The organism is Aeromonas sp. 25-AL00135 (genome assembly GCF_054052385.1).
On sequence record NZ_JBSTYQ010000003.1, the window covers coordinates 94,416 to 121,212 of the forward strand.

Consider the following 26,797-nt stretch of genomic DNA (forward strand, 5'->3'; position numbering starts at 1 on the left):
CTTGCCTCTCTCTTGATCAGGATCACCATGTCTCTCATCTTCAGCCAACTGCTCGACGGAGCCCTGAGCGAACAGGTTCCATTTGACCAAATCTGGTTTGCCAGTGAACAGGGGGTGCCACCCAGTTTCAGCTATCAGGTCAACTTTCCTCGCCTCGAGTTGGTCTTTAGTGGCGAGTATCTCAACCAAATTTGGGACAAGGAGGAGGGGGTCAGAGAGATCAGTGTATTGCCGGGACAGGCGCTCTATATCCCTCCCAACGGCTGGAACAAGCCGCTCTGGACCACCGACTGCTCGGTGCTGAGCCTGCTGTTTGGCAAACGCCAGCTGGGGTTCAGCCTGGTGAGCAAGCGCCGTGAAGATCCCGATTTCTTCGATGTGCAAAAGCACAGCATCATGGCGCGGGCGGGCCATGTGATCGAACACATTCTGGCGGCGCTGAACGTACTGACCGAGGATCCTGGTCGCTCCCCCACCGATGATCACCTGCTGCAGGCCCTGCTGGCGAGTGCCCGTCAGCTGTTGCTGGAGTCCGCCACGGATCGGCCACGGGGGGCAGAGCTCTTTCACGGGATCTGCATTTATATCCAGGAGAACTTTCACCGCCCCATCACCCGGGATTCCATTGCCCACCGCTTCAACGTCTCGGCCAGCCATCTCTCCCACCTGTTCCGCGAGCAGGGTCATATGCGCCTTGCCGATTACATCAGCTGGGTGCGGATCGATCGGGCCAAATTCATGTTGAAAAAGTACCGCTTTCGTCTTGAGGAGGTTGCCAGTCGCTGCGGTTACAGTGACGTGAACTACTTCTGCCGGGTGTTCAAACAGAAGACCGGCTTGACCCCTTCCCAGTACCGCTCCCTGAGTCAGCCGCAGGCTGCGGCCAGCGAGCTGGAGGGATAACGGGGCTGGGTCGGGAAGGCGTGGTGACGGCGCACTTGCGGGTGGCTACCTCTTTGGTCTGACATGCTTTCTTGTCGTTTTATTATGAAAATGAATGGGCTAAGATGGCCGCGCGCAACAAACAAGTTGATAACAAACGGAAGTTAGGAGATGCCGATGGAAAGCAAAGTAGTAATCCCGACCCAGGGTCAGAAAATCACAGTCGATGCCAACGGCAAGCTGCAGGTTCCCAACCATCCGATCATTCCGTTTATTGAAGGGGATGGCATCGGTGTTGACGTAACCCCGGCCATGTTGAATGTGGTGAATGCTGCGGTCGAGAAAGCCTACAAGGGCGAGCGCAAGATCGCCTGGATGGAGATCTATACCGGCGAGAAATCGACTCATGTCTATGGCGAAGGTGCCTGGCTGCCGGCCGAAACCCTGGATTTCATTCGCGAATATTGCGTGGCCATCAAGGGCCCGCTGACTACTCCGGTCGGTGGCGGTATTCGCTCCCTCAACGTAGCCCTGCGTCAGGAGCTGGATCTCTACATCTGCCTGCGCCCGGTGCGTTACTACGACGGCACCCCGAGCCCGGTGAAACGTCCTGATCTGACCGACATGGTGATCTTCCGCGAAAACGCCGAAGACATCTACGCCGGTATCGAGTGGAAGGCCGACAGTGCCGAAGCAAACAAGGTGATCGCCTTCCTGCAAAACGAGATGGGCGTGAAGAAAATTCGCTTCCCCGAGTCCTGCGGTATCGGCATCAAGCCGATGTCCAAGGCGGGTACCGAGCGTCTGGTGCGTGCCGCCATCGAGTATGCCATCGACAATGATCGCGACTCCGTGACTCTGGTGCACAAGGGCAACATCATGAAGTTCACCGAAGGTGCCTTCAAGGATTGGGGCTATGCTCTGGCCCAGAACGAGTACGGTGCCCAGCTGATCGACGGCGGCCCCTGGTGCTCCTTCAAGAACCCGAAAACCGGCAAGACCATCGTCATCAAGGATGTCATCGCCGATGCCTTCTTGCAGCAGATCCTTCTGCGTCCGGCCGAGTATGACGTCATCGCCTGTATGAACCTCAACGGCGACTACATCTCCGACGCGCTGGCCGCTCAGGTAGGCGGTATCGGCATCGCGCCGGGTGCCAACATCGGTGACGGCGTGGCCCTGTTTGAAGCGACCCACGGCACTGCACCTAAGTATGCCGGTCAGGACAAGGTCAACCCGGGCTCCCTCATCCTCTCCGCCGAGATGATGCTGCGCCACATGGGTTGGGTTGAAGCGGCCGATCTCATCATCAAGGGGATGGAAGCGGCGATCCGCAACAAGACCGTCACCTATGACTTCGAGCGTCTGATGGAAGGGGCCACCCTGCGCTCCTGCTCCCAGTTTGCTCAGGACATGATCGACCAGATGTAATCTGCTGCTTGCCAGAAACGCAAAACCGGCGCCATGTGCGCCGGTTTTTTTATCGCGAAAGAGTGAAGGGGCTTATTGCGCCTGCTCTACGTGTTGCTGATAGCGTTGCTGCCATTTGCTGGTTTCTGCTTCATCACCCTGGGCCTTCCAGAAGGCGCAGATGGTGTTGGCAAGTTCCGAAGCCATCGCGTGATCTCCGTCACGTCGACTCATCAGATAATCTCCCAGCCAGCTTTGATATTGTTTCATTACCCGATCTCCTTATCTCATGTGCCCTTGAGGGTGCCCACCTTGACGGAAGCCTGTCGGCTCATCCTGGGGGGAACATCATCAGGCATGATGGTGCAAAGTCACGACCCGGGCAGAGAGCCCGATGGGCCATCTGGCGGCGAACGTGACGCGAGATGTCAAAAAATGAGCGCCATTTTAGCACAAACTGACCAATTTGGGGAAATTGTCGCCATGGATTGCGACAGAACGGCCCCATCCCCTTGTTCCCACAACAGAAAACCCGCCGTGATGGCGGGTTGATTTGCAGATAAAAGTGGCAAAACAGCCTAGATCTTGGCGCTGGCCAGGTACTTTGCCATCTCTTCGGCGGGCACCATGCCACCGCCGGTGGCCCACACCAGATGGGTGGCCTGTGCCATGGTTGCGGCATCGCAACCGCGCCCGGTTAGCCACTCGGGATTGGCTGCCACCCGCCACGGGCCGGCCATACCAGCCAGAGCGGAGGGCTCGAGTGTGATCTGTTCATCGCGCGCCAGCAGCCCCAGCAGGTCATACATCTCCTGATCGCTCAGGGTGTAGAAGCCCGCCAGTAACCGCTCCATGGCGCGGCCGACGAAGCCGGAGGCGCGACCTACCGCGAGGCCGTCGGCTGCGGTGAGGTTATCGATGCCCAGATCCTGCACCGCAATGGCATCGTGCAATCCGGTGTGGACCCCCAGCAACATGCAGGGGGAGTGAGTGGGCTCGGCGAAGAAGCAGTGGACGTTGTCTCCGAACGCGAGCTTGAGACCAAAGGCCACGCCGCCCGGGCCGCCACCCACGCCGCAAGGGAGGTAGACAAACAGCGGGTGGTCGGCATCCACCTTGATACCCATCTGGTCGAACTGCGTTTTCACCCGCTCGCCCGCCACCGAGTAGCCGAGGAACAGGGTGCAGGAGTTCTCGTCGTCGATGAAGAAGCAGTTGGGATCGCGCTCGGCCTCTTTGCGCCCCTGCTCCACCGCCACCCCGTAATCTTCGGCATATTCGACCACGATGACGCCGTGTTCGCGCAGCTTGCGCTTCTTCCACTCCCGCGCATCGGCTGACATGTGGACGGTGACGGTAAAGCCCAGTTTGGCGCTCATGATGCCGATGGACATGCCAAGGTTGCCGGTGGAGCCCACTGCGATGCTGTACTGGCTGAAGAACTTGCGAAACTCGTCGCTGAACAGTTTGCGATAGTCATCCTCTTCCCGCAGCAGACCAGCCTTGATCGCCAACTGTTCGGCGTGAGTCAACACCTCGTAGATACCGCCTCGCGCCTTGATGGAGCCTGAGATGGGCAGGTGGCTATCTTTTTTGAGCAGCAGTCGACCGGTGATCTCAACCCCGTAGCGCTGATTGAGCGTGGCCTGCATCGCCGGAATGGCGGCGATGTCGGACTCCAGAATACCGTTGCTGGCGCGGGTTTCGGGGAAGGCTTCGCACATGTAGGGGGCGAAGCGGGCCAGCCGAGCGGAAGCGTCCGCCACATTGTTGTTATCGAGCCCCACATAGGGCAGACCGGCAGCCAGAGTGGTGGTGTTGGGGTTGAACCAGGTGACTGGCTCAAGCGCGATCAGGGATTGCACCAGTGGAAATTGTGCGGTGAGCTGTTGTACGTCGATGTTTTTCATAGTGTTCTCGGTCTTGTTACACGATATAGGAGAGCAGGAAGGTACCGGCCAGCGCCATCAGGGAGGCAACAAAGGTGGCGGTGGTGTAGTACTTGAGCGTTTCGTTCAGGGTGGCGCCGCAATACTGCTTGACCAGCCAAAACAGAGAGTCAGTCACCATGGTGCAGCCAATGGCGCCGGAGCCGATGGCCAGGGTCATGATCTCCGGGCTGATATCTGGGTAGTGCACCATGATGGGGGAGACGATAGCGGTGGCGCCCATCATGGCAACGGTAGCGGAGCCCACGGCGGCGTGCAGCACGATAGCCACCAGCCAGGCGAGCAGAATCGGGTGCATATCCAGCTGTGAGAGGATAGTGGCCAGACTATCGCCCAGCCCGCTTGCCTTGAGCACGCCGTTGAAGGCGCCGCCCGCACCGATAATGAGCAGGATATTCGCGATGGAGGAGAAGCACTCCTCGGTCTTGTTGAGCAGCCCTTCCATCTTCATCTGCTGGCGGATCCCCAGCACGTAGTAGGCGGTGAAGGCGGCGATAAACATGGCGGTGATGGGGTTGCCGATAAACTCCAGCACGGTGTAGAGGTGGCTGGCGTGCTCCATATTGAGCTCGGCGACCGTCTTGGCCAGCATCAGCAGGATGGGAAGCAGCACGGTAAAGAGCGAGGCGCTTAAGGTCGGGAGAGTTGCCTCATCGCGCGCCTTGATGTCGGCAAAGGCGGCTGGCACCTCCTTGAACGGGAGCCGGTTACCCAGCAGCTTGAGGAACAGGGGGCCGCCGATAAGCGAGGCAAACAGGCCGACCGCCAGACCATAGACGATGACGGAACCCACATCGGCGCCCAGCTGATTGGTGACATAGAGGGCAGCAGGGTGCGGCGGCACTATGCAGTGCACGGCCATCAGGGCAGTGCAGAGCGGAATAGCCAGCTTGAGCAGCGAGGTATTGGTCTTGCGGGCGATGGAGAAGGCCAGCGGGATCAGCAGTACCACGCCGACTTCGACAAACAGGGTGATGCCGCACACCAGACCCACCAGCACCATGATGACATCCGGCGAGAGCCAGCGGCATCTCTGCAGGGCGAGACCGATGCGCTCCGCCGCCCCTGACACCTCCATCATCTTGCCGAGTATGGTGCCAAGACCGATGACGGCGGCGAGAAAACCGAGCGTGCCACCAATGCCCGCTTCCATGGCATTGACCATGTTGACTGGGTTCATCCCCATCAGGGTGCCGACATAGAAGCTCGCCAGCAGCAGGGCAAGGAAAGGATGCACTTTGCCCTTCACGATGGTGACGACAATCAGGATGATGCTAGTCAGCAAGGTACCGACGACCCACACTTCAGAATTCATACTGCGCCTCTACGATGTAATAAGGGAAGATTTATGCGCTTATTGAATGAAAATGGGGCTGTGCTGACAAATGATGAAATTCGCTTCTTGGATGAGTTGAGGTGATGCAAAGGCGCCACATTGGTCACAATTTATCGAAATCACATCCTTTGGGTCTTTTGAATTCATCCTGAAGGCGGCCTGTGGGTGTATCATAGGTGGCCATTGCGAAGAGGGGGATGAATGTATAACGGGGATAATTACATATCGCGCAACAAGCTGCTGAGTGGCTACCAGCTGGCCAAGCTGCACACCTTCGAGGCGGCCGCCCGCCACGGATCCTTTGCCATGGCAGCTGATGAATTGTCGCTGAGCCCCAGTGCCGTGAGTCACCGGATCAGCGCATTGGAAGAGGAGCTGGGGTTCAAGCTCTTTGAGCGTTTTCACCGCAAGGTGGTACTGACGGCGGATGGGCAGCGGGTGTTCTGGGCGCTCAAATCCTCGCTGGAGTTCATCAATCAGGAGATCCTGGAGATCAAGAATCAGGAGCTCTCCGGTACCCTGACCATCTATTCGCGTCCCTCCATCGCCCAGTGCTGGCTGGTGCCCAGGTTGGCTGATTTCTCCCGCCTGCATCCGCAGATCGAGCTCAATATCATCACCGGCAACGAGAACATCAACCTGCATGGCTATGGCATCGATTTGACCCTCTATTTCGATGAGAAGAGCCCGGAGCGGCTTGCCATCCACCCGCTGATGGATGAGTTCATGCTGCCGGTCTGCAGCCCGGAATATGCCGAGCAGCACGGGCTTGTCGGCAATCCCGCCAACTTGTCCTTGTGCCGTTTGCTCCATGATCGGCAGGCATGGGGATTTGACTCGGATACCGACGAATGGAGCTGCTGGGCTCGCCACGCCGGGGTCAGCCTCGAGGCATGCCAGCTGAGCATGGGTTTTGATCGCTCGGATCTCGCCATCATCGCCGCCATGAATCACGCCGGGATCGCCATGGGGCGCAAGAATCTGGTGAGCAAGCGACTGGCACGCAACGAGCTGGTGGCCCCTTTTGCCGGGCTGGAGGTCAAGTGCGAGCAGCGTTATTACATGGCGACCCTGCCCAATCGGGCGTGTCCCAAGATCCAGGCCTTTATCGACTGGGCGCAGGAAATGGCCGTCGAGATGGAATGAACAGAGGCCGGTGCGCAAGAGCAAAATGAAGATGGTAAAGCGCGAGTGAACGAAGGTAGTGGTTTAACGTAGCGGGAAAATTGGGGGAGAGGGGTTGGCTGATGGTGGTTGGTCGCGAGTGGCGTTGCTGCCAACACCGGGTGGCGGGCAGCAAGGCAACGGTCGGGATCAGGTGGTCTTTTCCAGATGGTTCTGGTAAATCTGCTGCCACTTGTCCAGTTCGTTTTCATCACCCTGCTGCTGCCAGAACTCGCAGATGGAACTCGCCATCTCGCATGCCATGGCGTGGTCACCGTCACGGCGACTCATCAGGTATTGCCCTAGCCAGCTTTGATACTGTTTCATTGCACGATCTCCTTATCTATTTAACCCTTGATACTGCAGCTGTGGGCCACCCGTCCGGCAGTGTTGCGCCACACTCCACTTTCGCCGCGCGCTGCTTGTTATCGCCTCGCTTGTTGTCAATCAGGACAGAGAGCGTATGAGAAAGAGGCGAAAGTGTTAAAAATTGGCCACCACCTTATCACAAAATGGTGTGATATGCAGGCTTTGGGGCCAATTGAGTTATAAGCGTGGGTTGTGTGTCCCGACATAGCGACATGGATTGACGGAGAGTATCGGCACGCAACTTGTGCCGTAAGCAGGCGTTTGAGTGGTTACTGGGTCACCCGACGTGCCTGCCAGTAGCGACTGTTCCAGTAGACGTTGTCGAGGCGGGAGCGGATCACTCCCTTGCTGGTGGAGGCGTGAATAAACTCGCCGGCACCTGTGTAGACCCCCACATGGTACTGTTGCCAGCCGGTTTTGAAGAAGACCAGATCCCCGTGTTGCAGCCGGTAGCGATCCACCGGTTTGCCAATGGTGGCCTGAGATTCGGTGGTTCTTGGCAGGTTGAAGCCCAGCACCTGACTGTAGGCGAGCTGGGTGAAGGCGGAGCAGTCTAACCCGGCGCGGCTGGCGCCGCCCATGCGGTAGGGAACACCGCGCCATTGTTGGTAGAAGCCATCAAAGGCACTGCTCTGCCGGGGGGCCGGAGGCGGCTCCGGCGTGCTGGAACAGGCGGCCAGCAGCAGAGTCAGCAGGGATAGCAGCAGCTTGCGATACATCGGGCTCTCTCCACGGACGGGTCTACCAAACGAGACATTTATCGAGCGCCATATCCTGCCAAATCGTTCTTGCTGCAGGAGGACACGCGACAACTTTTCCATCATAAACAGGGATCTGGCTCCAGACCTAGTCTCCGAGAGGAAAAATGTGGCGGGGAACTGAAAAACGCCAACCTGAGGGCTGGCGTTTGTTGTCACTCGTTGTGGCTGATCAGCGGTTTAAGCAGCTCGGCCAGTTTGTAGAAGGTCTGTACCCGGGTGGTGCTGGGGCGCCAGACCAGCCCGATTTCGCGATAGGAGGTCTCTCCCGGCAGCGGGATGGCCACCAGATCGGAGTTGGCAAGAATGCCGGCATCAATGGCCATCTGCGGCAGGAAGGTGGTGCCAAGGCCCGCTTCCACCATCTGCACCAGGGTGTGCAGGCTGGTTGCAGCGAACGGGTTGATCTTGCTCTTGTCCCGCAGGCGGCAGGCGCTCACTGCGTGCTCGGTGAGGCAGTGCTCCCGCTCCAGCAGGAAGATGCTCTGGTTGGGCAGCTCCTTGTAGTCGAACGGGGTATGCAGACCGGCCGCCATGCTGGCGGGCATCACCATGTGGAACGGATCCTGGCCGACGGTCTTGCAGTGAAATCCCCCGATCTCGATGGGCAAGGCAAGGATCAGCAAGTCGAGCTGACCCTGTTCCAGCTGCTTGAGCAGATTGCTGGTGGTGTCTTCACGCAGCAACAATTCGAGGTCAGGATAGGTTTTGCTGCACTCTTTCAGCAGCTTGCTCAGCAGGAAGGGGGCGATGGTGGGAATGCAGCCCAGACGTACCGTCCCCTGCATCACGCCGCCCTGATGTTGCCCGAGCTCCATTAGATCCCGCGCATCGGAGAGTAAATTGCGAGCGCGCTCGACGATTTCCATGCCGACCGGGGTCATAATGAAGCTCTTGTGGTCCCGCTCCACCAGTTGCAGGTTCATCATGTCCTCCAGCGTCTGGATCCCGGTACTCAGGGTCGACTGGCTGACATGACAGGCCTTGGCGGCGCGGTTAAAGTTCTTGTGCTCATCGAGAGCGACCAGATATTGCAGCTGTTTGAGGCTGGGCCAACGTTGCATAGAAAAACCCGATTAATGCTATCTATTTAATTTGATTTAACTAATCTACCACCGGGTCTATAGTTTGTCGCTTGAATTAGATGGACTTGGCTCTAGGTAGCCCAATCCTCACCGGATTGTTCACTTCACATAAAGAGGAATTGAATATGGTATTGGTAGGCCGTCCCGCACCCGATTTTACCGCCGCAGCTGTTCTGGGTAATGGCGAGATCGTTGATTCATTCAACCTGTCATCCCACATCAAAGGCAAAGCTGCCGTTGTCTTCTTCTACCCGCTCGATTTCACCTTCGTCTGCCCGTCTGAGCTGATTGCCTTCGATCACCGTTATGAAGAGTTCCAGAAGCGTGGCGTGGAAGTGATCGGTGTTTCCATCGATTCCCAGTTCTCCCACAACGCATGGCGTAACACCAAAGTGGAAGATGGCGGTATCGGTCAGGTCAAGTACCCGCTGATCGCCGACGTGAAACACGAAATCTGCAAAGCCTATGACGTTGAGCATCCGGAAGCCGGTGTGGCGTTCCGTGGCTCCTTCCTGATCGACAAGAACGGTGTCGTTCGCCATCAGGTTGTCAACGATCTGCCGCTGGGCCGCAACATTGACGAGATGCTGCGCATGGTCGATGCCCTGCAATTCCACGAAGAGCACGGCGAAGTGTGCCCTGCTCAGTGGGAAAAAGGCAAAAAAGGTATGCAAGCCTCTCCGGACGGCGTTGCCAAGTACCTGTCCGAGAATGCTGACTCCCTGTAATCGGGTCGTACTCTCCTTGAAGAACCGGCGTCTTGGCGCCGGTTTTTTTATACCTGTGAGTCATCTATCCCCCTGACATCGCCGGTCACACTCTTCTCGTTCCATCGTTCCATCGTTCCATCGTTCCATCGTTCCATCGTTCCATCGCTCTCCTCGCTATTCCAAGCTGCCGTTCGCTGGTGTACTCGTCGTTTCGAAATGAGGTGCTGATCCTATGGTTGGGAAGGTATGTGACGACAGACAAACATCAGTCGTAAAAAAAAGCGCGCCATAGGCGCGCTCAGTTCACAAACGGAGGCGTTATTCCTCAAAGATCCCGAAGTGATCCTTGGCGAAATTGACCCGCTGCTCCACGTTCATCTTCACCTGCCCCAGCTTCTCGATGGTCTTGAGATTGGGCACCAGGCCGCGACCGTTGGCGATCTGGATGGCAAGACCAGGACGGGCGTTGAGCTCCAGCAGCATGGGGCCGCGGAACTTGTCCAGCACCATGTCGGTCCCGATGTAGCCCAGACCCGACATCTCGTAGCAGGAGGCTGCCAGGGTGAGCAGGGTATCCCAGTGTGGGACCTTGAGCTCATAGAGGTCGAGGCCGGTATCCGGATGGTGGCGCAGCGGATTGCCAAACTGCACCGCCCGCAGGGCACGACCGGTACGCAGGCACAGACCCACCCCCACGGCGCCCTGGTGCAGGTTCGCCTTGCCGTCGGAGGCGGCGGTGGAGAGGCGCATCATCGCCATCACCGGGAACCCCTTGAAGATGATCACCCGGGCATCGGGTACCCCTTCAAAAGAGTAGCCGTCGAACACATCATCAAAGTTGATGAGGCCTTCCACCAGTGCCACGTCGGGCTTGCCTCCAAGCGAATAGAGCCCCGCCAGAATGTTGGAGACATGGCGCTCCAGATCCTGACCGTTGGAGGCGCTGCCGTTGGGTTTATAGAAGAGGCCATCTTCCTGACGCAGGATCACCAGGATCCCCTTGCCGCCCGAGCCACGGGCCGGCTTGATGCAGAATCCCGGCCAATCTTTTACCAGCTCGGTGATGCGACCCACATCGTGCTGGGCACGGATGGTACCGATCAGCTCAGGCACGGTAACGCCTGCATCCAGCGCAATTTGCTTGGTCTGCAGCTTGTCATCCACCAGCGGATAGAGGCTGCGTGGATTGTAGCGGCTGATGTAGGAGTGGTTGCGCTTGTTCATGCCGAGGATGCCTGATTGGGACAGGCTCCACGGGGTGGTGTATTTTTCCCAGAACCACATCGGTTACTTGTCCTTACCCGGGGTGACGCCAGATTTCATCTCGTCCACCAGCGGCTTGAAGCGCTTCAGTTCGCTCAGCTTGTAGCCGGTGTAGTTACCCATCAACAGCACGGTCGCCATCAGCACCAGCTGCAGGCCGAGGAAGTTGAAGGTGAGGTGACGAATAAGCTCGTTATCCATGGCCAGATAGGCGATGACGGCAACCAGCAGAGAGCCGCCGCCCTGGCGGAATACCTCTTTCGGGCCCTCTTCTTCCCACAGGATGGACATCCGTTCGATGGTCCAGGAGAGGATGATCATCGGGAAGAAGGTGATCTTCATGCCATCGGTCAGCCCCAGCTTGAAGGCGAACGCCGAGAAGATACCGATCATCGAGATAACCATGATGATGATGGCCGATATTCGGGCGACCAGCAGCAGGTTAAGCCGCGACAGGTAGGAGCGGATGATGAGACCGGTGCCGACGATCAGCAGGAAGCCGATGAGGCCGGTGACCAGCGAGGTCTGGATAAAGGCGACCGCGATCAGCACAGGCATAAAGGTACCTGAGGTCTTGATCCCCACCAGAACCCGCAGGAAAACCACCATCAGCACGCCGATCGGGATCAGCAGCAAGCCCTTGAACAGAGTCTGCTCTTCCAGCGGCAGGCTGTGGATGGAGAAGTTCATCATCTCTGATTTTTCGAACTTCTGCGCCAGAGCAACGCTCACCGGCTGTTCCTGTTCGATCATCGAGAAGCTGACACGGGAGTTATGGCCACCGGTCACGTCCAGCAGGGCGCCGGAGTTATATTCCCACAGCAGCAGGTTGGCCGGACGACCCTGTTCACCGGTTTGCGGGTTGAACAGCTTGTAGTCGGTCGGGCTGTTGAATACCTGCAGGTAATCCACCAGCTCCTGACGACGGCGGCCATCTTCCAGATTTAGGGCATGCACCACGCGGGTGGGGACGTCAGCATTGTTGAGCAGCTCGGCGATCAGGTTGGCGCGGCTCTTGTGCTTTTTCAGCAGCTCGGCGTTCTGCTCCTGCTTCTCGATCTCCTTGATGATCTCGCGAGTCAGGGTGTAGCCGTCGGCAGAGCGCTCCTGTGCCCGCTCGAGGATCTGCTTCATCGCGGTGGCGTAAGGCTCACTCTCGATCTGCTTCTCGATGGCAGGCGGCTGCGGATTGGCGGCCGGTTTGGCGTGGGCATCCGCCATCATGTCGACGCGGTAGTAGAGCTCCTGACGGCCAGAGGCGGTGCGGATGGACCACTCGGCGCGGGCATCGCCATCTTTTTCGACAAAGGAGAGGCCGTAGCCTGGGCTGGCGGCGTTCTCGTTCATCAGGGTGAAACCGGGCTGGGTGCCCGGAATGGCCAGGGAGGCGATCACCGGCTCACCGGTCGCCTCAAACTCCAGCTTGGCTTCGATGGACCAGATCTGGCGCTTTTCACCGGGCGTCAGCGGCACATCCAACGCGATATGGTGATAGATCGTCATCCCCAGGCCGACAATGTACAGCAGGGCTACCAGCAAATAGAACGGCTTACGGGAAACCATGGATTATTTCACATCCTTGAGCTTGGGTTTGGGTTGGATATATTCGCGGGCCACATCAACCACGGCGATGTCTTTCAAAAATTCGCGACCCAGCAGCACAGGGAAGGTCATGTCGCTACGGTCTTTCAGGGTAAATTCGGCTTTCTCGGTCATGTCGCCAATGCGCACGGCCAGACGCACTACCGGACGGCGGTCCAGATCGTCGGCAGAGGCCTGACGCACCCGCACATGGCGCACCAGCGGCGCTTCGATCTGGATCTTGTCGTCCACTTCCTGATGGCTCAGGAAGAAGCGCACCCAGTTTTTGCCGTTGCGCTCGAAAATGGTGATCTCCTGCGCACTGATGGAGGAGGTGGTCGCACCGGTATCGACCCGCGCCTGGAAGGCGTCGTTGGCCGCATCAACCCAGATCCACTCTGCTTCACCGACCATCAGCTTGCCATCGATGGTGTGACCCTGATTGGGGGCCGGGCACTTCTCGGTGGGGATGGCCATCGGCTTGGGCGGCTCGGAGGGGAGGGTGGCGAGCTTGTGGTCTACTTGCTTGACGGACTCTTTCATATTGGTGACATCTGTGTTGAGCTGAACCAGCAGGTGCTGTTGCTGCACATACTGCTTCTGTTGCTGTTCCATGGATGTTTGCAGGCGCTGCTCGCTCTGGCTCAGCTCGCTACGAAGCTCGGCCAGCGTCAGAGCTGGGACCTGAGGCGCTTTTTCCATATTGACACACCCGCCGAGACTAAGCAGGGAGAGCAGGGTCATTCCTTTTAATTTGCTTTTCATGTCATTCATTTAACTGTGCTTCCTGGAATTGGGTCAGTGTAACTTCCTGAATCGCCATCGGCTAGTCTTTGGCCTTGCGGGCAATCAGTACGGCACGTTTCGGCGCCGGGTGTCCTTCTACCGTGAGTGCCGGATTGTCTGGATCCAGATAGTCACTCAGGGATTCATTAATCATCCAGTCGGTACGACGCTGTTCGTCGGTGCTGGTCATATTCTCGTCTACTATCCGCACGTCGGTGAAGCCGCAGCGCTCGACCCACAGCTTGAGGGCGCGGCTTGAGGGAATAAACCAGACGTTGCGCATTTTGCCGTAACGATCGGTGGGCATCAGCACGTCGTTGACACCGCCGTCAATCACTAGCGTCTCCAGCACCAGCTCGCCATCATCTTTCAATTGATTGCGCAGCTGCTCGATGTGCTCGATGGGGGATTTGCGGTGATAGAGCACCCCCATGGAGAAGACGGTGTCAAAGGCCCGCAGCTCCGGCAGCTCCTGAATGCCGAGCGGCAACAGGTGGGCGCGCTGGTCGTTGCCGGCGAAGTGGCGAATGGCCTCGAACTGGCAGAGGAACAGCGGACTCGGATCGATGCCGACTGCAAGCCGAGCCCCTTCACCCACCATGCGCCAGAGGTGGTAGCCGCTGCCGCAGCCCACATCAAGCACGTAACGGCCTTCGAGCGGGCTGATATGGGGCAGCACCCGATCCCACTTCCAGTCAGAGCGCCACTCGGTATCGATGTGGATGCCGTGTACGGTGAACGGCCCCTTGCGCCAGGGCATGAAGTGGCGCAGCAGGCTCTCGACCTTCTTGCGTTCACCTTCGCCAAGGCTCTCGGCCGAGCCAATCTCGACCCGGCTTTTCAGCTCGACGTTGCCGGGGGAGACCACCGGCAGCTTGTTGAGGGCGCGGTTCCAGCGCGGCAGGTCGCCATGCTGGTTGTCATGTTGCCAGGCGTGCAGCTGGGCGGGCAGGGTATGCAGCCAGTGGCTCAGCCGGTTTTTGGCAATCAGTTGATAGAAATTGGCAAAGTCGATCATGGCTGGGCGTCGCTGGATTTGATGGCAATCATGGAGCCGAAGTTGAAGCACTGGAACCAGAGATCCTGATGGACGAAACCGGCATCCCGCAGACGGGCCTGATGCACCGGCAGGCTGTCGGTGCGCATCACGTTCTCAAGGGCAGTGCGCTTCTGGCTGATCTCCAGCTCGCTGTAGCCATTGGCCCGCTTGAAGTCGAGGTGCAGATCGATGAGCAGCTCGTTGACCGGTTCATCTTCAAAGCGGAACTTCTCGCTCAGGATCAGGATCCCGCCCGGGCGCAGACCGTCGTGAATGCGCTGGATTAGGACTGCCCGCTTTTCGGGCTCGACAAATTGCAGGGTGAAGTTGAGCACCACCACGGAGGCGTTCTCGATCTCGATGTCGCAGATATCCGCCTCCACCAGCTCCACCGGCACCTCGGATTTGAAACCGGAGAGGTGGGCGCGGGCGCGCTCGATCATCGGATGGGAGAGATCCACCGCGGTGATGCGGCAGCCGGGCTGGCTGACATGGCGACGCATCGCCTGGGTCGCGGCGCCCAGTGAGCAGCCGAGATCATAGAGTCGGCTCTCGGGTTGGGCGTAGCGGGCGGCCATCATGCCGATGGCAGAGATGATGTTGCTGTAACCCGGCACCGAGCGCTGGATCATATCGGGAAACACGTCGACGACCTGTTCGTCAAAACAGAAGTCACCCAATCGGGCGATCGGGGCGGCAAAAATTTGATCTTTGGTATGCATGCTGGCGCAACCTGACAGTCGGGACATCACCCGGCTGTATTGTTCAATTGAGTCGTTGGGTGACACCCATCAGAGTAGATTTATCACCTGTTTACGAACGGGGTGGCTGGTCGTGAAATCCTTTGGACCGTTCCTGTTCGTACGGGCCATGTTCCGGACCCTTACTTGGGGCGGTAGTGTAGAGGATTGATGGCCGTTTGTCTTGACGCCAGGGCTTGCCACGCCACAAAAAAGCACTTTTTTTGCAGCGAAACGATGGCCGCAGAATGGGTTGGCTAAAAGCGCAGCACTCCCTGCCGTGCGCGATCGTTTTCCCCCGGCCAGGGGGCCATCTCCTGCTCCAGCAAGCGGGTGATCTGGCGGGCCACCTCAGGTGCCTGGGCGTTGTCGGCAGTATGTATATAGAGGTAGAGATCTTTCCCCTCCACGAGCCACTGGCGCCAGTGGGGGAGCCAGCTGGGCAGGAAGGGGTGATTGGCCGCCGGATCCGGCAGGCCGATAAAGCGCACCATGGGGGCGTTGGCGGTGGCCAGCAGATGTACCGGCAGGCGTGGCTTCTTGCCCTGGGCATCGACAAGGGCTGGCGTGGTTGCTGGCACCGAGAAGAGTGGCCGGCTGTCGAGCATCACCCGGTTCACTCCCTGTTCCATCAGCAGCCGGTTCAATGCCCGCTCGGCCTCCCCCTTGGCGAAGAACTCAGGGTGACGCACTTCGAGGACGTAGCGAAACGCCCGCGGCAGCCGATCGATGAAGGCCGCCAGTCTGGCCAGCCCCTGTGGCCCGAAACGGGCGGGCAACTGCAGGGTGAGCAGCCCCAGCTTGTCGTGCAGCGGGGCGAGCAGGCGAATAAAGTCGGCGACTTGTTTGTCTGCGCTCACCAGATCGCTCTGGTGGCTGATGGTTTGCGGAAATTTGAAGTTGAAACGAAAGTGAGCGGGCACCGCATCGGCCCAGCGCTGTACCGTGTCCAGTGTCGGCAGGGCGTAGAAGGTGGTGTTACCCTCCACCGAGTTGAAGACGGTCGCATAGTGGGCGAGGTGTTCGGCAGGCTTGGCGCCAAGGCCCAGCAACTGGCCTGGCCAGCGGGGGTGGGACCACTGCGGCAGGCCCAAATAGAGGCTCATGATGGCTATTCTCTTCGCTCTTGGTGCATTCGTGCCGATTTTTTGCCCGCTTTTTGCCATCGAGTGCAAAAAACTGGCGAAAGGAGGCTGCTGGCCATTTTACCCAAAAGGGGGTTTTCCTCTATAATGCCAGCCCTTTTGTTTTTCAATTTCTTGTGACCCATGCCTATCTACGAATATCGTTGCGACGTCTGTGGCCATGAATTGGCAAAACTGCAAAAGCTTTCCGATGCCCCCCTGACCGACTGTCCGGCCTGTAGCAAGCCGAATCTGGTCAAGCTGATATCGGCGGCAGGCTTCCGGCTCAAGGGAACCGGATGGTACGAGACTGATTTCAAACCGGGTAAGAAAAAGAATCTGGCCAGCTGTGAGACAGACGGTGCTTGCCAGTCGTGCCCGGCGGCCCAAGGTTAACCGTCTCTCTACAATTTCGAAGGAAGAAGTCCATGCGCTCTATCTATTGCGGACAGGTCAATGAGGCCCATGCAGGGCAGACCATTACATTGTGCGGTTGGGTTCATCGTCGTCGTGATCTCGGCGGTCTGATCTTTATCGATATGCGCGACCGGGAAGGGATCGTTCAGGTGTTCTTCGATCCGGACAAGCCGGACGCGTTTGCCCTGGCCTCCGAGCTGCGCGGCGAGTTCTGCATCCAGGTGACCGGCGTGGTGCGCACCCGTCCCGAGTCCCAGCGCAACAGCGACATGGCCACTGGCGCCATCGAAGTGTTCGCCCACGAACTCAACATCATCAACCGTGCCGAGCCGCTGCCGCTGGACTTCAATCAGGTCAACAGCGAAGAGATCAGCCTCAAGTATCGCTACCTGGATCTGCGTCGTCCCGAGATGGCCAAGTACCTGAAGACCCGTGCCAAGGCCAGCGCCTTCGTACGCCGCTTCATGGACGAGCACGGCTTCCTCGATATCGAGACCCCGATGCTGACCAAGGCCACCCCGGAAGGTGCCCGTGACTATCTGGTGCCGAGCCGCGTGCACAAGGGCAAGTTCTACGCTCTGCCGCAATCACCCCAGCTGTTCAAGCAGTTGCTGATGATGTCTGGCTTCGATCGCTACTACCAGATCGTCAAGTGCTTCCGTGACGAAGACCTGCGTGCCGACCGCCAGCCGGAATTCACCCAGATCGACGTGGAGACCTCCTTCATGACCGCGCCGCAAGTGCGTGAAGTGATGGAAGAGATGATCCGCAAACTGTGGTTGCACATCCTGAACGTGGATCTGGGCGACTTCCCGATCATGACCTTCGACGAAGCCATGCGTCGCTATGGCTCCGACAAGCCGGATCTGCGTCTGCCGATGGAGCTGGTCGATGTGGCCGATCTGCTGACTGCTGTCGAGTTCGCCGTGTTCGCGGGCCCCGCCAACGATCCGAAAGGCCGTGTGGCAGCCCTGAAAGTACCGGGCGGTGCCGAGCTTTCTCGCAAGCAGATCGACGAGTACACCAAGTTTGTCGGCATCTACGGTGCCAAGGGCCTGGCCTGGATGAAGGTCAACGAAGCCGCCAACGGCATCGAAGGCGTGCAGTCTCCGGTTGCCAAGTTCCTCTCTGACGCCATCGTGCGCGAGATCCTGGCTCGTACCGGCGCTGCCGACGGCGACATCATCTTCTTTGGCGCTGACAGCAAGAAAGTGGTCTGCGATGCTATGGGCGCCCTGCGTCTGAAAGTGGGTCGCGATCTGGGCCTGCTGGAGAACAGCTGGAAACCGCTGTGGGTCATCGACTTCCCGATGTTCGAGGAAGATGGTGAAGGTGGTCTGGCCGCCATGCACCACCCGTTCACCGCGCCGAGCAACATGAGCCCGGCCGAGCTGAAAGCCAACCCTGTGGGTGCTTACGCCAACGCCTACGACATGGTGATCAACGGCTACGAAGTGGGTGGCGGCTCTGTCCGTATCCACAACAGCGAGATGCAATCCACCGTGTTCGACATCCTGGGTATCACCCCGGCCGAGCAGCGCCTGAAGTTCGGCTTCCTGCTGGATGCGCTGAAGTACGGTACCCCGCCGCACGCCGGTCTGGCCTTCGGTCTGGACCGTCTCAGCATGCTGCTGACCGGCACCGAAAACATTCGGGACGTCATCGCCTTCCCGAAAACGACCGCGGCTGCCTGTCTGATGACAGACGCCCCCAGCCTTGCCAATGCCGCCCAACTGGGTGAGCTGGCGATTGCAACCACCGTCAAGGGCGACGAGTAAGCCGATACCGGCACCGGAGGCCGCCGCCGTGCGGCCTCTGTGTTTCCCTTGGGTTAGTCATGATCAGTGTTACTGACATTTAAAAAATAACGGAGAGTCTCTATGGCAGGTCACAGTAAATGGGCCAACATCAAACACCGCAAGGCCGCTCAGGACGCCAAGCGTGGCAAGATCTTCACCAAGTTGATCCGCGAAATCACTACCTCCGCGCGTCTGGGTGATGCCGATCCGGCCAACAACCCGCGTCTGCGTGCTGCGGTGACTGCCGCCCTGACCAACAACATGACCCGCGACACCATCAACCGTGCTATTCAGCGTGGCGCCGGTGGTGGCGATGGCGAACAGCTCGAGACCATCGTGTACGAAGGTTACGGCCCGGCTGGCTCTGCCGTGATGGTAGAGTGCCTGACCGACAACCGTAACCGTACCGTAGCCGAAGTGCGTCACGCCTTCAGCAAGTGCGGTGGCAACCTGGGTACCGACGGCTCCGTTGCCTATCTGTTCAGCAAGAAAGGTCTGCTGACTTTCGTGGGCGTAGACGAAGATGCCCTGATGGATGCCGCGCTGGAAGCGGGCGCCGATGACGTGGTCACCGAAGAGGATGGCACCATCGAGGTGTACACCACCCCGAACGACTTCGGTACCGTGCTGGACGGTCTGGAAGCTGCCGGCTTCAAGGCCCAGAGCGCCGAAGTGACCATGATCCCCTCCACCGAAGCGGAGCTGGATGCAGAAACTGCACCCAAGCTGATGCGTCTGATCGACATGCTGGAAGATCTGGACGATGTGCAAGAGGTGTATCACAACGGCTCCATCTCCGATGAAGTCGCTGCGACCCTCTGATCGCTGAATCGTGCTCTCCCGATGGCAGCCAGATGGCTGCCATTTTTTTATCTTTGCATCGTGGCAACTGCTGATGTGTCGGTTGCGCAACCGGCGCAACAACTCTCTTCACTGACAGTCTTTCCCGCTTTATCTGCGCATTATCATTGCTCTATTCATGCCAGTCGGCAGTTCTGCTGCGTTGCGTTAGCGAGGCTCCGCGTATCCTGTTTATCACACCTATAGCTCTTGAGATGGCGTTGACTGCTCACATCTGCCCGTCAGGGTAATTCGTTGCGGGTAGGGGAGAGGAGGTGATGGGGCGTGCTCTTGTTATCACAGGTGCCCATCAATACAGAGTGACAGGTTGGGATGTCGATAACGGATTGGCTAGGGCACGCTGGTTGGTTGGGAAGTTAGGGGCTGCACTTGCGCAATCGTCAGGGAGATGATGGCTGTGATTAGTAGCAGATAAAAAAAGCCCGCGCAGTGCGCGGGCTTGTTATCTCAGGACTGGTTATCAGGCCTTGGATTTCTTCTTGCCTTCAACCTTGGCTTCAACCGGGGCAGCAGTTACCGGAGCGGCTTCGGTGAACGGACGACCGTAGTAGGAGTCCAGCAGAACCTGCTTCAGCTCGCTGATCAGCGGGTAGCGCGGGTTGGCGCCGGTGCACTGGTCATCGAAGGCTTCGATGGACAGCTGGTCAACCTTGGCCAGGAAGTCAGCCTCGGCAACGCCAGCTTCGCGGATGGAGGCCGGGATACCCAGGGTAGCCTTCAGCTCGTCCAGCCAGGTCAGCAGCTTCTCGATCTTGGCCGCAGTGCGGTCACCGGCAGCAGTCAGACCCAGGTGGTCAGCGACTTCGGCGTAACGACGACGAGCCTGCGGGCGGTCGTACTGGGAGAACGCAGTCTGCTTGGTCGGGTTGTCGTTCGCGTTGTAGCGGATGACGTTGCTGATCAGCAGGGCGTTAGCCAGACCGTGCGGAATGTGGAACTCGGCACCCAGTTTGTGAGCCATGGAGTGGCACACACCCAGGAAGGCGTTGGCGAACGCGATACCGGCGATGGTGGCAGCATTGTGCACCTTCTCACGAGCGATCGGGTCGTTGGCACCGTTCTGGTAGCTGGACGGCAGGTACTCTTTCAGCATTTTCAGGGCTTGCAGCGCCTGGCCGTCGGAGTACTCGTTAGCCAGTACGGAAACATAGGCTTCCATGGCGTGAGTCACGGCATCGATACCACCGAAGGCACACAGGGACTTCGGCATGCCCATGACCAGGTTGGCATCAACGATGGCCATGTTCGGGGTCAGCTCGTAGTCAGCCAGCGGATACTTCTGACCAGACACTTCATCGGTTACTACTGCAAACGGAGTGACTTCAGAGCCGGTACCGGAAGTGGTGGTGATACAGACCAGTTCAGCCTTCACGCCCATTTTCGGGAACTTGTAGATACGCTTGCGGATATCCATGAAGCGCATGGCCAGATCTTCGAACGCAGTGTTCGGGTGTTCGTACATCACCCACATGATCTTGGCTGCATCCATCGGTGAACCACCGCCCAGCGCCAGGATAACGTCCGGTTTGAAGGAGTTGGCCATCTCGGCACCCTTGCGAACCACAGCCAAGGTCGGGTCAGCTTCTACTTCGTAGAATACTTCCACTTCCATATTCTGTGCTTTCAGCAGGCTGACCAGTTCATCGGCGTAGCCGTTGTTGAACAGGAAGCGGTCAGTTACGACCATGGCACGCTTTTTACCTTCCAGGTCGCTCAGAGCGATCGGCAGGGAACCACGACGGAAGTAGATGGATTTCGGAAGTTTGTGCCACAGCATGTTTTCTGCCCGTTTTGCGACTGTCTTCTTGTTGATCAGGTGCTTCGGACCCACGTTTTCGGAGATGGAGTTACCGCTCCAGGAGCCGCAACCCAGGGTCAGGGACGGAGCCATTGCGAAGTTGTACAGGTCACCGATACCGCCTTGGGTAGACGGAGTGTTGATCAGGATACGCGCGGTCTTCATCTTATCGCCGAAGTACTTGATGCGGTCAGCGTTGCGGTCCTGGTCGGTGTACAGACCTGAGGTGTGGCCGATACCACCGATGTTGACCATGTCACAGGCCATATCAACGGCGTTTTCGAAGCTGCTTGCACGGAACATACCGAGCAGCGGGGACAATTTCTCGTGAGCAAACTCATCTTCTGCACACAGCTTGACGCCTTCACCGATCAGGATCTTGGTATCAGCCGGTACAGTCACGCCTGCCATCTCGGCAATCTTGGTGGCTGGCTGGCCAACGATGTTGGCGTTCAGGGCACCGTTGATCAGGATGACTTTACGTACCTTGTCAGCATCTTCTTTGGAGAGCACGTGGCCCTTGTGGGATGCAAAGCGCTCTTTAACCTGGTCGTAGATGGCATCAACAACGATGACTGCCTGCTCGGAAGCACAGACCACGCCGTTATCGAAAGTCTTGGACATCAGGATGGAGGCAACGGCACGCTTCACATCGGCGGTTTCGTCGATAACGATAGGTACGTTACCGGCACCCACACCGATAGCAGGCTTACCGGAGGAGTAGGCTGCTTTGACCATACCCGGGCCACCGGTGGCCAGGATCAGGTTGATGTCTTCGTGCTTCATCAGGGCGTTGGAGAGCTCAACAGACGGTTGGTCGATCCAGCCGATGATGTCTTTCGGTGCACCGGCGGCAACAGCTGCATCCAGTACCAGCTTGGCAGCGGTATTGGTGGAGTTCTTGGCGCGGGGGTGCGGGGAGAAGATGATGGCGTTGCGGGTCTTGAGCGCGATCATGGATTTGAAGATCGCAGTGGAGGTCGGGTTGGTGGTCGGAACGATACCACAGATGATACCTACCGGCTCGGCGATGGTGATGGTACCCATCTGATCATCTTCGCTCAGAATGCCGCAGGTCTTCTCGTCTTTGTACTTGTTGTAGATGTATTCGGAGGCGAAGTGGTTCTTGATAACCTTGTCTTCGATGATACCCATACCGGATTCTTCCACGGCCATCTGGGCCAGGGGGATACGGGCGTTGTTGGCGGCCAGGGCGGCGGCACGGAAGATCTTGTCTACCTGCTCTTGAGAGAAGCTGGCGAATTCACGCTGGGCTTCCTTAACGCGGGCGACCAGTGCATCCAGTTCAGCCAAATTGGTTACTGCCATGTTTATCTCCTGATTATTTGAAAACTGTTTAGTAAGACGTTGGCAATGCCCGGCAATTATAGTCGCCCTGTCAAGACGGTATTGTTGCAACAGCTTTTTCACATGCCTTACTAAATCGCTTTCTGAGTCGATTATAGAGCGGGGCTGACTCAGAAAAACTTGATCTGGATCATGTGTAACAAAAGAACAAAAGAAATTTTATTTCACAATCCTTGTTTGACTGATGTTATCGGAATGTGCATCAAAGGGAAAGGTGAGAGGCTTGTTAACGCAGGGTAATAAACCACATTTATCAAGTGGTTAATTGCAATCGAACATAGGATTGCAGAGCTATTTTGGCGGTATAGGTTAGTAAATATGAGTGAATCGGTTTCAAAATCACCGACAAACGCACTTTATTCCAGCGTTTGTTGCAAAAATGATTGTTGTTTTAATCCATGACTAATCCGCTTTATTCCCCGAGGGGGCCATTTCTGCCCGCTTTCCCGGTTTTTGCATTGTGGCTCTCTTGCCGAGTCAATGAAGTGATGTCTGGCCTGAAATAGTAGGAAGGCAAAGCTTGGATTCTCTCGAGTCGCTTGGTCATTCGGTCAGTCATCGTCGGACTCTCTGGTCATGATTAAGCAGGCTTGCGCTCACTTTTCTGGCGCGTGTCGGGCGGTAGAAAGGGCTTTTGGCATCGGTTTATGCCAGTTAGCGCGGATGCATTAGATGAACTAACTAAAAAACCCTCAAAATGGTGAGATTATTTGATTGGTACCCACTCTGGCTATGATGTAAATTTACGCACGAAATTAATGGACTGGCCCGCTGGGCCCGAAACTCTATTGGAAGGCGCCTATGGCAGCAATTGACGTCTCGTTGTATCTGAAGTTTTTTGTCGGTTTGTTCGCAATTATCAATCCGCTTGGTTTGTTGCCGGTGTTTGTCAGCCTGACCAGCCACCATACCCAGGCCGAGCGGATGAAAACCAATACCACCGCCAATATCGCGGTGATGGTGATCCTGCTGGTCTCCATGTATATGGGGCAGCTGATCCTCGATGGGTTTGGCATCTCGCTGGCATCGTTCCGGATCGCCGGTGGGTCGCTGATTACCCTGATTGCCTGGTCGATGCTGCAGGGCAAGCTGGGCGAGGTAAAGCACAACAAACAGGAAAAGGGCGAACTGGCGGTGCGCGAGTCTATCGCCGTGGTACCGCTGGCGCTGCCGCTGATGGCGGGCCCAGGTGCCATCTCCTCGGTGATTGTCTATGCCAGCCAGAGCCACTGGCAGCAGCTGCTCGGCATGTCAGTGGTTGTCGTGGTCTTCTCCTTCTGCTCCTGGCTCATCTTCCGCGCCGCGCCGCTGCTGTTCAAGATCATGGGCAACACCGGCATCAACGTGGTGACCCGTATCATGGGTCTTATCATGATGTCGCTGGGTATCGAGATCATGGTGGCCGGTATCAAGGGGGTTTTCCCCAGTTTGATGTGAGCCAGCTCCGCTTTATGAAAGCCGGTCCTCGTGACCGGCTTTTTATTGGTTGCTTTTTGCCCTGTCTTTTCTAGAATCGGTCGTTTGTGTGAAAAATGAGCGCTTTGCCGGTGTTTTAATACTGAAAAAGCGCATGTTAGCTGATTTTTTGACCAGAAAATGACGATTACCCTGACAATATCTGTTGCATTATCGGAATTGGCAGGGAATTATGCTGGGAGCGGGTTTTAACCCCGTCACTTTAAAAAATGCATGGAATGTTCTTGTTGGAGTAGGGAAATGACTCATAAAAAAACAATGATTAACACATTGCTGGTGGCTGCACTGTTTGGTGGCGTCAATGTGGCTCAGGCTGCCGATGTTCCGGCGGGAACCAAGCTGGCTGAAGTCCAGCAACTGGTAAAAGGCAACGGCTCCGAGCCTGCGACCCTTGACCCGCACAAGACCGAAGGAACGGTCGAATCCAATATCCTGCGCGACCTGTTCGAAGGTCTCGTTGCATCCGGCCCGAAAGGGGAAATTCTCCCGGCTGTGGCTGAATCCTGGGAAACCAAGGATAACAAGCACTACGTCTTCCACCTGCGCAAAGATGCCAAGTGGTCCAACGGTGACCCGGTCACTGCCCACGATTTCGTTTTTGCTTTCCAGCGTGCCGTTGATCCGAAAACCGCCTCTCCTTACTCCTGGTATCTGGAGATCCCGACCATTGCCAATGCCTCCGAGATCATCGCAGGTAAAAAGCCGGCTGATACGCTGGGCGTGAAGGCGACCGACGACTACACCTTCGAAGTGCAGCTTGAGAAAGCGATCCCTTACTTCGTCAGCATGCTCTCTCACACCACCACCTATCCGGTACCGAAGAAGGTGATCGAGAAGTTCGGTGACAAGTGGACCCAGCCGGAAAATATGGTATCCAACGGTGCCTATACCCTGAAGAACTGGGTGGTGAACGAGCGCGTCGAAGTGGAGCGCAACAAGCACTACTGGAACGATGGCAAGACCGTCATCAACAAGGTGGTCTATCTGCCCATCCAGTCTACCAACGCTGACCTGAGCCGCTATCTGGCGGGCGAAGTGGACATCACCTATCAGATGCCCATCGAGCGCTTCAAGCAGATGAAGAAAGAGAAGCCGGACGAGCTGAAAGTGACCGGCTATGTTGGTACTTACTACTACCAGTACAACGTCAAGAAGAAGCCGTTTGACGATGTGCGCGTCCGTACTGCGCTCTCCTATGCCATCGATCGCGACGTGATCGCCGACAAGGTGATGGGGCAGGGTCAGACGCCCGGTTACACCCTGGTGCCGGACTTCGTCGATGGCTTCAAGCCGGTAGCGCCCGAGTGGTCGAAGATGACCCAGGCCGAGCGTGATGCCAAGGCCAAGGCGCTGCTGCAAGAGGCCGGTTTCGATGCCAGCAAGCCGCTGAAGTTCGAGCTGCTCTATAACACCGATGACAACCACAAGAAAGTGGCTGTGGCCGTGGCCTCCATGTGGAAGAAGCTGGGGGTGCAGGTGAGCCTGGTCAACCAGGAGTGGAAAACTTACCTGGAAACCAAGAAACAGGGTCAGTTTGATGTAGGTCGTGCCGGCTGGATCGCCGACTACAACGAAGCCTCTTCCATGCTGGATCTGATGCAGACCACCCACGGCAACAACGACGGCAAGTACTCCAATCCGGAGTTCGACAAGCTGATGGATTCATCCCGTGATCAGGTTGATGTGGCGGCCCGCAACAAGCTCTACGTCCAGGCTGAAGAGATCCTGGCCAAGGACATGCCGATCGCCCCCATCTACCAGTACGTGACTGCCCGTATGGTCAAACCCTATGTCGGCGGCTATCCGGCCAACCCGCTGGATAACCTCTACAGCAAAGATATGTACATCATTGCTCACTGATTTAAAGCAACAAGTCGCATAACAAGCAGGGCCCGCCGGACGGCGGGCCTTTATTACAACCGCGACCATTTGGAAGCAGTACAGGACAGGAAATGTCTATGTTGAAATTCATTTTTAAACGGCTATTGGAAGCGATCCCGACTCTGCTGGTCTTGATCACCGTCTCTTTCTTCATGATGCGTTTCGCCCCGGGTAACCCCTTTACCAGCGAGCGTTCACTGCCCCCCGAAGTCATCGCCAACATCGAGGCCAAATACGGGCTCGACAAACCCATTGGCATGCAATATCTCACCTACCTGGGCAACCTGGTGCAGGGTGATTTGGGCCCCTCTTTCAAATACAAAGATTTCACCGTCAATGATCTGGTGAGTCAGGCGCTGCCTGTTTCCGCCAAGATCGGGACCACGGCCTTCTTCTTCGCCGTGCTGCTGGGGGTCACCTTCGGCACCATAGCGGCACTGAAACAGAACACCATCATCGACTATCTACTGATGTCGTCGGCCATGGCCGGGGTGGTGATCCCGGGCTTTGTGCTGGCGCCCTTGCTGGTGCTGTTTTTCAGTATTCATCTGGGTTGGTTCCCTGCCGGTGGCTGGCAGGGTGGTGGCATCCAGTTTATGGTGCTGCCGGTGTTCGGCATGATGATGTACTACATCTCTGCCATCTCGCGGATCATGCGGGGCAGCATGATCGAGACCATGAACTCCAACTTCATCCGTACCGCCCGTGCCAAGGGCTTGCCGCTGCGCCATATCATCCTGAAACACGCGCTGCGTCCGGCCATGCTGCCGGTGGTCTCTTATCTGGGCCCGGCCTTTGTCGGCATCATCACAGGTTCCGTGGTGATCGAGACCATCTTCGGCCTGCCGGGGATCGGTCAGCTGTTCGTCAACGGTGCCCTTAACCGTGATTACTCCATGGTGCTCGGTCTGACCATTCTGGTCGGCGCCCTCACCATCACCTTTAACGCTGTGGTCGATATTCTCTACGCCTTTATCGATCCCAAGATCCGTTACTAATTC

23 protein-coding genes are annotated in these 26,797 nt (G+C 57.4%); 10 read left to right on the plus strand and 13 right to left on the minus strand.

Annotated elements, in window-relative coordinates; all coding sequences use genetic code 11:
* Positions 1 to 27 precede the first annotated feature (27 nt).
* Both ACW5XC_RS03295 and icd read left to right on the plus strand, forming a co-directional pair.
* Complete coding sequence (locus ACW5XC_RS03295) at positions 28 to 903, plus strand: helix-turn-helix transcriptional regulator (protein ID WP_042056482.1); 876 nt, start codon at positions 28 to 30, stop codon at positions 901 to 903.
* A 156-nt stretch (positions 904 to 1,059) separates the two neighbouring features.
* Positions 1,060 to 2,313 (plus strand): NADP-dependent isocitrate dehydrogenase, encoded by a 1,254-nt coding sequence (gene icd, locus ACW5XC_RS03300; protein WP_005347179.1) that lies wholly within the window; start codon positions 1,060 to 1,062, stop codon positions 2,311 to 2,313.
* A 72-nt stretch (positions 2,314 to 2,385) separates the two neighbouring features.
* Here the strand turns inward: icd and ACW5XC_RS03305 are convergent, their stop codons facing one another.
* The 3 genes from ACW5XC_RS03305 to dsdX form a co-directional block, all read right to left on the minus strand.
* Positions 2,386 to 2,562 carry a hypothetical protein gene (locus tag ACW5XC_RS03305; RefSeq protein WP_005337712.1) on the minus strand — a complete coding sequence of 59 codons (177 nt, stop codon included), beginning with the start codon at positions 2,560 to 2,562 and terminating at the stop codon, positions 2,386 to 2,388.
* A gap of 308 nt (positions 2,563 to 2,870) precedes the next feature.
* Positions 2,871 to 4,202, minus strand: coding sequence for a D-serine ammonia-lyase (locus ACW5XC_RS03310; protein WP_042056485.1), 1,332 nt, complete (start codon positions 4,200 to 4,202; stop codon positions 2,871 to 2,873).
* A 16-nt stretch (positions 4,203 to 4,218) separates the two neighbouring features.
* Positions 4,219 to 5,556, minus strand: a complete 1,338-nt coding sequence (dsdX, locus tag ACW5XC_RS03315; RefSeq protein WP_042056486.1) for a D-serine transporter DsdX — start codon at positions 5,554 to 5,556, stop codon at positions 4,219 to 4,221.
* A 222-nt stretch (positions 5,557 to 5,778) separates the two neighbouring features.
* Here dsdX and dsdC point away from each other — a divergent pair, with 222 nt between their 5' ends.
* Positions 5,779 to 6,723 (plus strand): DNA-binding transcriptional regulator DsdC, encoded by a 945-nt coding sequence (gene dsdC / locus ACW5XC_RS03320; RefSeq protein WP_042056489.1) that lies wholly within the window; start codon positions 5,779 to 5,781, stop codon positions 6,721 to 6,723.
* A 168-nt stretch (positions 6,724 to 6,891) separates the two neighbouring features.
* On the opposite strand, the gene ACW5XC_RS03325 is transcribed toward dsdC, so the two are convergent.
* From ACW5XC_RS03325 to ACW5XC_RS03335, 3 genes are all read right to left on the minus strand, one after another.
* Positions 6,892 to 7,068 carry a hypothetical protein gene (locus tag ACW5XC_RS03325; RefSeq protein ID WP_005337704.1) on the minus strand — a complete coding sequence of 59 codons (177 nt, stop codon included), beginning with the start codon at positions 7,066 to 7,068 and terminating at the stop codon, positions 6,892 to 6,894.
* Between the two features lie 311 nt (positions 7,069 to 7,379).
* A complete protein-coding gene (locus ACW5XC_RS03330) occupies positions 7,380 to 7,829 on the minus strand; it encodes a C40 family peptidase (RefSeq protein WP_042056492.1) in 450 nt (149 codons plus the stop codon).
* A 194-nt stretch (positions 7,830 to 8,023) separates the two neighbouring features.
* Positions 8,024 to 8,932, minus strand: coding sequence for a hydrogen peroxide-inducible genes activator (locus ACW5XC_RS03335; protein ID WP_005337702.1), 909 nt, complete (start codon positions 8,930 to 8,932; stop codon positions 8,024 to 8,026).
* Positions 8,933 to 9,078: 146 nt separating this feature from the next.
* On the opposite strand from ACW5XC_RS03335, the gene ACW5XC_RS03340 reads away from it, so the two are divergent.
* Positions 9,079 to 9,681 (plus strand): peroxiredoxin C, encoded by a 603-nt coding sequence (locus ACW5XC_RS03340; protein WP_005337701.1) that lies wholly within the window; start codon positions 9,079 to 9,081, stop codon positions 9,679 to 9,681.
* A gap of 300 nt (positions 9,682 to 9,981) precedes the next feature.
* Here ACW5XC_RS03340 and ACW5XC_RS03345 read toward each other — a convergent pair whose 3' ends face one another.
* The 6 genes from ACW5XC_RS03345 to ACW5XC_RS03370 form a co-directional block, all read right to left on the minus strand.
* On the minus strand, positions 9,982 to 10,947 hold the full coding sequence (locus ACW5XC_RS03345; RefSeq protein ID WP_005337700.1) for an alpha-L-glutamate ligase-like protein: 966 nt from the start codon (positions 10,945 to 10,947) through the stop codon (positions 9,982 to 9,984).
* Between the two features lie 3 nt (positions 10,948 to 10,950).
* Positions 10,951 to 12,489, minus strand: coding sequence for an inactive transglutaminase family protein (locus ACW5XC_RS03350; protein WP_005337699.1), 1,539 nt, complete (start codon positions 12,487 to 12,489; stop codon positions 10,951 to 10,953).
* A 3-nt stretch (positions 12,490 to 12,492) separates the two neighbouring features.
* Positions 12,493 to 13,281, minus strand: a complete 789-nt coding sequence (locus ACW5XC_RS03355; protein WP_005337698.1) for an ATP-dependent zinc protease family protein — start codon at positions 13,279 to 13,281, stop codon at positions 12,493 to 12,495.
* 52 nt (positions 13,282 to 13,333) lie between these two features.
* Entirely contained in the window at positions 13,334 to 14,311 is a 978-nt protein-coding gene (gene cmoB, locus ACW5XC_RS03360) for a tRNA 5-methoxyuridine(34)/uridine 5-oxyacetic acid(34) synthase CmoB (RefSeq protein WP_042056497.1), read from the minus strand.
* Entirely contained in the window at positions 14,308 to 15,054 is a 747-nt protein-coding gene (gene cmoA / locus ACW5XC_RS03365; protein ID WP_042056499.1) for a carboxy-S-adenosyl-L-methionine synthase CmoA, read from the minus strand. Before cmoA ends, cmoB begins: the two co-directional genes overlap by 4 nt.
* Before the next feature lie 275 nt (positions 15,055 to 15,329).
* Positions 15,330 to 16,178: a DUF72 domain-containing protein gene (locus ACW5XC_RS03370; protein WP_042056501.1), complete on the minus strand. Its 849-nt coding sequence runs from the start codon at positions 16,176 to 16,178 to the stop codon at positions 15,330 to 15,332.
* Positions 16,179 to 16,340: 162 nt separating this feature from the next.
* Between ACW5XC_RS03370 and ACW5XC_RS03375 the strand changes: the two genes are divergently transcribed.
* From ACW5XC_RS03375 to ACW5XC_RS03385, 3 genes are all read left to right on the plus strand, one after another.
* Positions 16,341 to 16,592 carry an FmdB family zinc ribbon protein gene (locus tag ACW5XC_RS03375; RefSeq protein WP_005337686.1) on the plus strand — a complete coding sequence of 84 codons (252 nt, stop codon included), beginning with the start codon at positions 16,341 to 16,343 and terminating at the stop codon, positions 16,590 to 16,592.
* A 32-nt stretch (positions 16,593 to 16,624) separates the two neighbouring features.
* Positions 16,625 to 18,391: an aspartate--tRNA ligase gene (aspS, locus tag ACW5XC_RS03380; RefSeq protein ID WP_005337684.1), complete on the plus strand. Its 1,767-nt coding sequence runs from the start codon at positions 16,625 to 16,627 to the stop codon at positions 18,389 to 18,391.
* A 102-nt stretch (positions 18,392 to 18,493) separates the two neighbouring features.
* Positions 18,494 to 19,234, plus strand: a complete 741-nt coding sequence (locus ACW5XC_RS03385) for a YebC/PmpR family DNA-binding transcriptional regulator (RefSeq protein WP_005337681.1) — start codon at positions 18,494 to 18,496, stop codon at positions 19,232 to 19,234.
* Positions 19,235 to 19,733: 499 nt separating this feature from the next.
* On the opposite strand, the gene adhE is transcribed toward ACW5XC_RS03385, so the two are convergent.
* A complete protein-coding gene (adhE, locus tag ACW5XC_RS03390) occupies positions 19,734 to 22,400 on the minus strand; it encodes a bifunctional acetaldehyde-CoA/alcohol dehydrogenase (RefSeq protein WP_042056504.1) in 2,667 nt (888 codons plus the stop codon).
* A gap of 840 nt (positions 22,401 to 23,240) precedes the next feature.
* On the opposite strand from adhE, the gene ACW5XC_RS03395 reads away from it, so the two are divergent.
* The 3 genes from ACW5XC_RS03395 to oppB all read left to right on the plus strand — a co-directional run bounded on the left by ACW5XC_RS03395 (position 23,241) and on the right by oppB (position 26,794).
* Positions 23,241 to 23,876 carry a YchE family NAAT transporter gene (locus ACW5XC_RS03395; protein ID WP_005337678.1) on the plus strand — a complete coding sequence of 212 codons (636 nt, stop codon included), beginning with the start codon at positions 23,241 to 23,243 and terminating at the stop codon, positions 23,874 to 23,876.
* Between the two features lie 279 nt (positions 23,877 to 24,155).
* On the plus strand, positions 24,156 to 25,775 hold the full coding sequence (locus ACW5XC_RS03400) for an ABC transporter substrate-binding protein (protein ID WP_005337675.1): 1,620 nt from the start codon (positions 24,156 to 24,158) through the stop codon (positions 25,773 to 25,775).
* Between the two features lie 98 nt (positions 25,776 to 25,873).
* Complete coding sequence (gene oppB / locus ACW5XC_RS03405) at positions 25,874 to 26,794, plus strand: oligopeptide ABC transporter permease OppB (protein ID WP_005337672.1); 921 nt, start codon at positions 25,874 to 25,876, stop codon at positions 26,792 to 26,794.
* Positions 26,795 to 26,797: the final 3 nt, after the last annotated feature.

What these genes read in the sequence shown, in the direction of transcription:
- aspS (WP_005337684.1), top strand. Translation starts at nt 16,625, where the DNA reads ATGCGCTCTATCTATTGCGGACAGGTCAATGAGGCCCATGCAGGGCAG.
- ACW5XC_RS03385 (WP_005337681.1), top strand. Translation starts at nt 18,494, where the DNA reads ATGGCAGGTCACAGTAAATGGGCCAACATCAAACACCGCAAGGCCGCT.
- ACW5XC_RS03325 (WP_005337704.1), bottom strand. Translation starts at nt 7,068, where the DNA reads ATGAAACAGTATCAAAGCTGGCTAGGGCAATACCTGATGAGTCGCCGT.
- ACW5XC_RS03330 (WP_042056492.1), bottom strand. Translation starts at nt 7,829, where the DNA reads ATGTATCGCAAGCTGCTGCTATCCCTGCTGACTCTGCTGCTGGCCGCC.
- cmoB (WP_042056497.1), bottom strand. Translation starts at nt 14,311, where the DNA reads ATGATCGACTTTGCCAATTTCTATCAACTGATTGCCAAAAACCGGCTG.
- ACW5XC_RS03340 (WP_005337701.1), top strand. Translation starts at nt 9,079, where the DNA reads ATGGTATTGGTAGGCCGTCCCGCACCCGATTTTACCGCCGCAGCTGTT.
- adhE (WP_042056504.1), bottom strand. Translation starts at nt 22,400, where the DNA reads ATGGCAGTAACCAATTTGGCTGAACTGGATGCACTGGTCGCCCGCGTT.
- cmoA (WP_042056499.1), bottom strand. Translation starts at nt 15,054, where the DNA reads ATGCATACCAAAGATCAAATTTTTGCCGCCCCGATCGCCCGATTGGGT.
- icd (WP_005347179.1), top strand. Translation starts at nt 1,060, where the DNA reads ATGGAAAGCAAAGTAGTAATCCCGACCCAGGGTCAGAAAATCACAGTC.
- ACW5XC_RS03395 (WP_005337678.1), top strand. Translation starts at nt 23,241, where the DNA reads ATGGCAGCAATTGACGTCTCGTTGTATCTGAAGTTTTTTGTCGGTTTG.
- ACW5XC_RS03335 (WP_005337702.1), bottom strand. Translation starts at nt 8,932, where the DNA reads ATGCAACGTTGGCCCAGCCTCAAACAGCTGCAATATCTGGTCGCTCTC.
- oppB (WP_005337672.1), top strand. Translation starts at nt 25,874, where the DNA reads ATGTTGAAATTCATTTTTAAACGGCTATTGGAAGCGATCCCGACTCTG.
- ACW5XC_RS03345 (WP_005337700.1), bottom strand. Translation starts at nt 10,947, where the DNA reads ATGTGGTTCTGGGAAAAATACACCACCCCGTGGAGCCTGTCCCAATCA.
- ACW5XC_RS03370 (WP_042056501.1), bottom strand. Translation starts at nt 16,178, where the DNA reads ATGAGCCTCTATTTGGGCCTGCCGCAGTGGTCCCACCCCCGCTGGCCA.
- dsdC (WP_042056489.1), top strand. Translation starts at nt 5,779, where the DNA reads ATGTATAACGGGGATAATTACATATCGCGCAACAAGCTGCTGAGTGGC.
- dsdX (WP_042056486.1), bottom strand. Translation starts at nt 5,556, where the DNA reads ATGAATTCTGAAGTGTGGGTCGTCGGTACCTTGCTGACTAGCATCATC.
- ACW5XC_RS03375 (WP_005337686.1), top strand. Translation starts at nt 16,341, where the DNA reads ATGCCTATCTACGAATATCGTTGCGACGTCTGTGGCCATGAATTGGCA.
- ACW5XC_RS03400 (WP_005337675.1), top strand. Translation starts at nt 24,156, where the DNA reads ATGACTCATAAAAAAACAATGATTAACACATTGCTGGTGGCTGCACTG.
- ACW5XC_RS03305 (WP_005337712.1), bottom strand. Translation starts at nt 2,562, where the DNA reads ATGAAACAATATCAAAGCTGGCTGGGAGATTATCTGATGAGTCGACGT.
- ACW5XC_RS03295 (WP_042056482.1), top strand. Translation starts at nt 28, where the DNA reads ATGTCTCTCATCTTCAGCCAACTGCTCGACGGAGCCCTGAGCGAACAG.
- ACW5XC_RS03310 (WP_042056485.1), bottom strand. Translation starts at nt 4,202, where the DNA reads ATGAAAAACATCGACGTACAACAGCTCACCGCACAATTTCCACTGGTG.
- ACW5XC_RS03350 (WP_005337699.1), bottom strand. Translation starts at nt 12,489, where the DNA reads ATGGTTTCCCGTAAGCCGTTCTATTTGCTGGTAGCCCTGCTGTACATT.
- ACW5XC_RS03355 (WP_005337698.1), bottom strand. Translation starts at nt 13,281, where the DNA reads ATGAATGACATGAAAAGCAAATTAAAAGGAATGACCCTGCTCTCCCTG.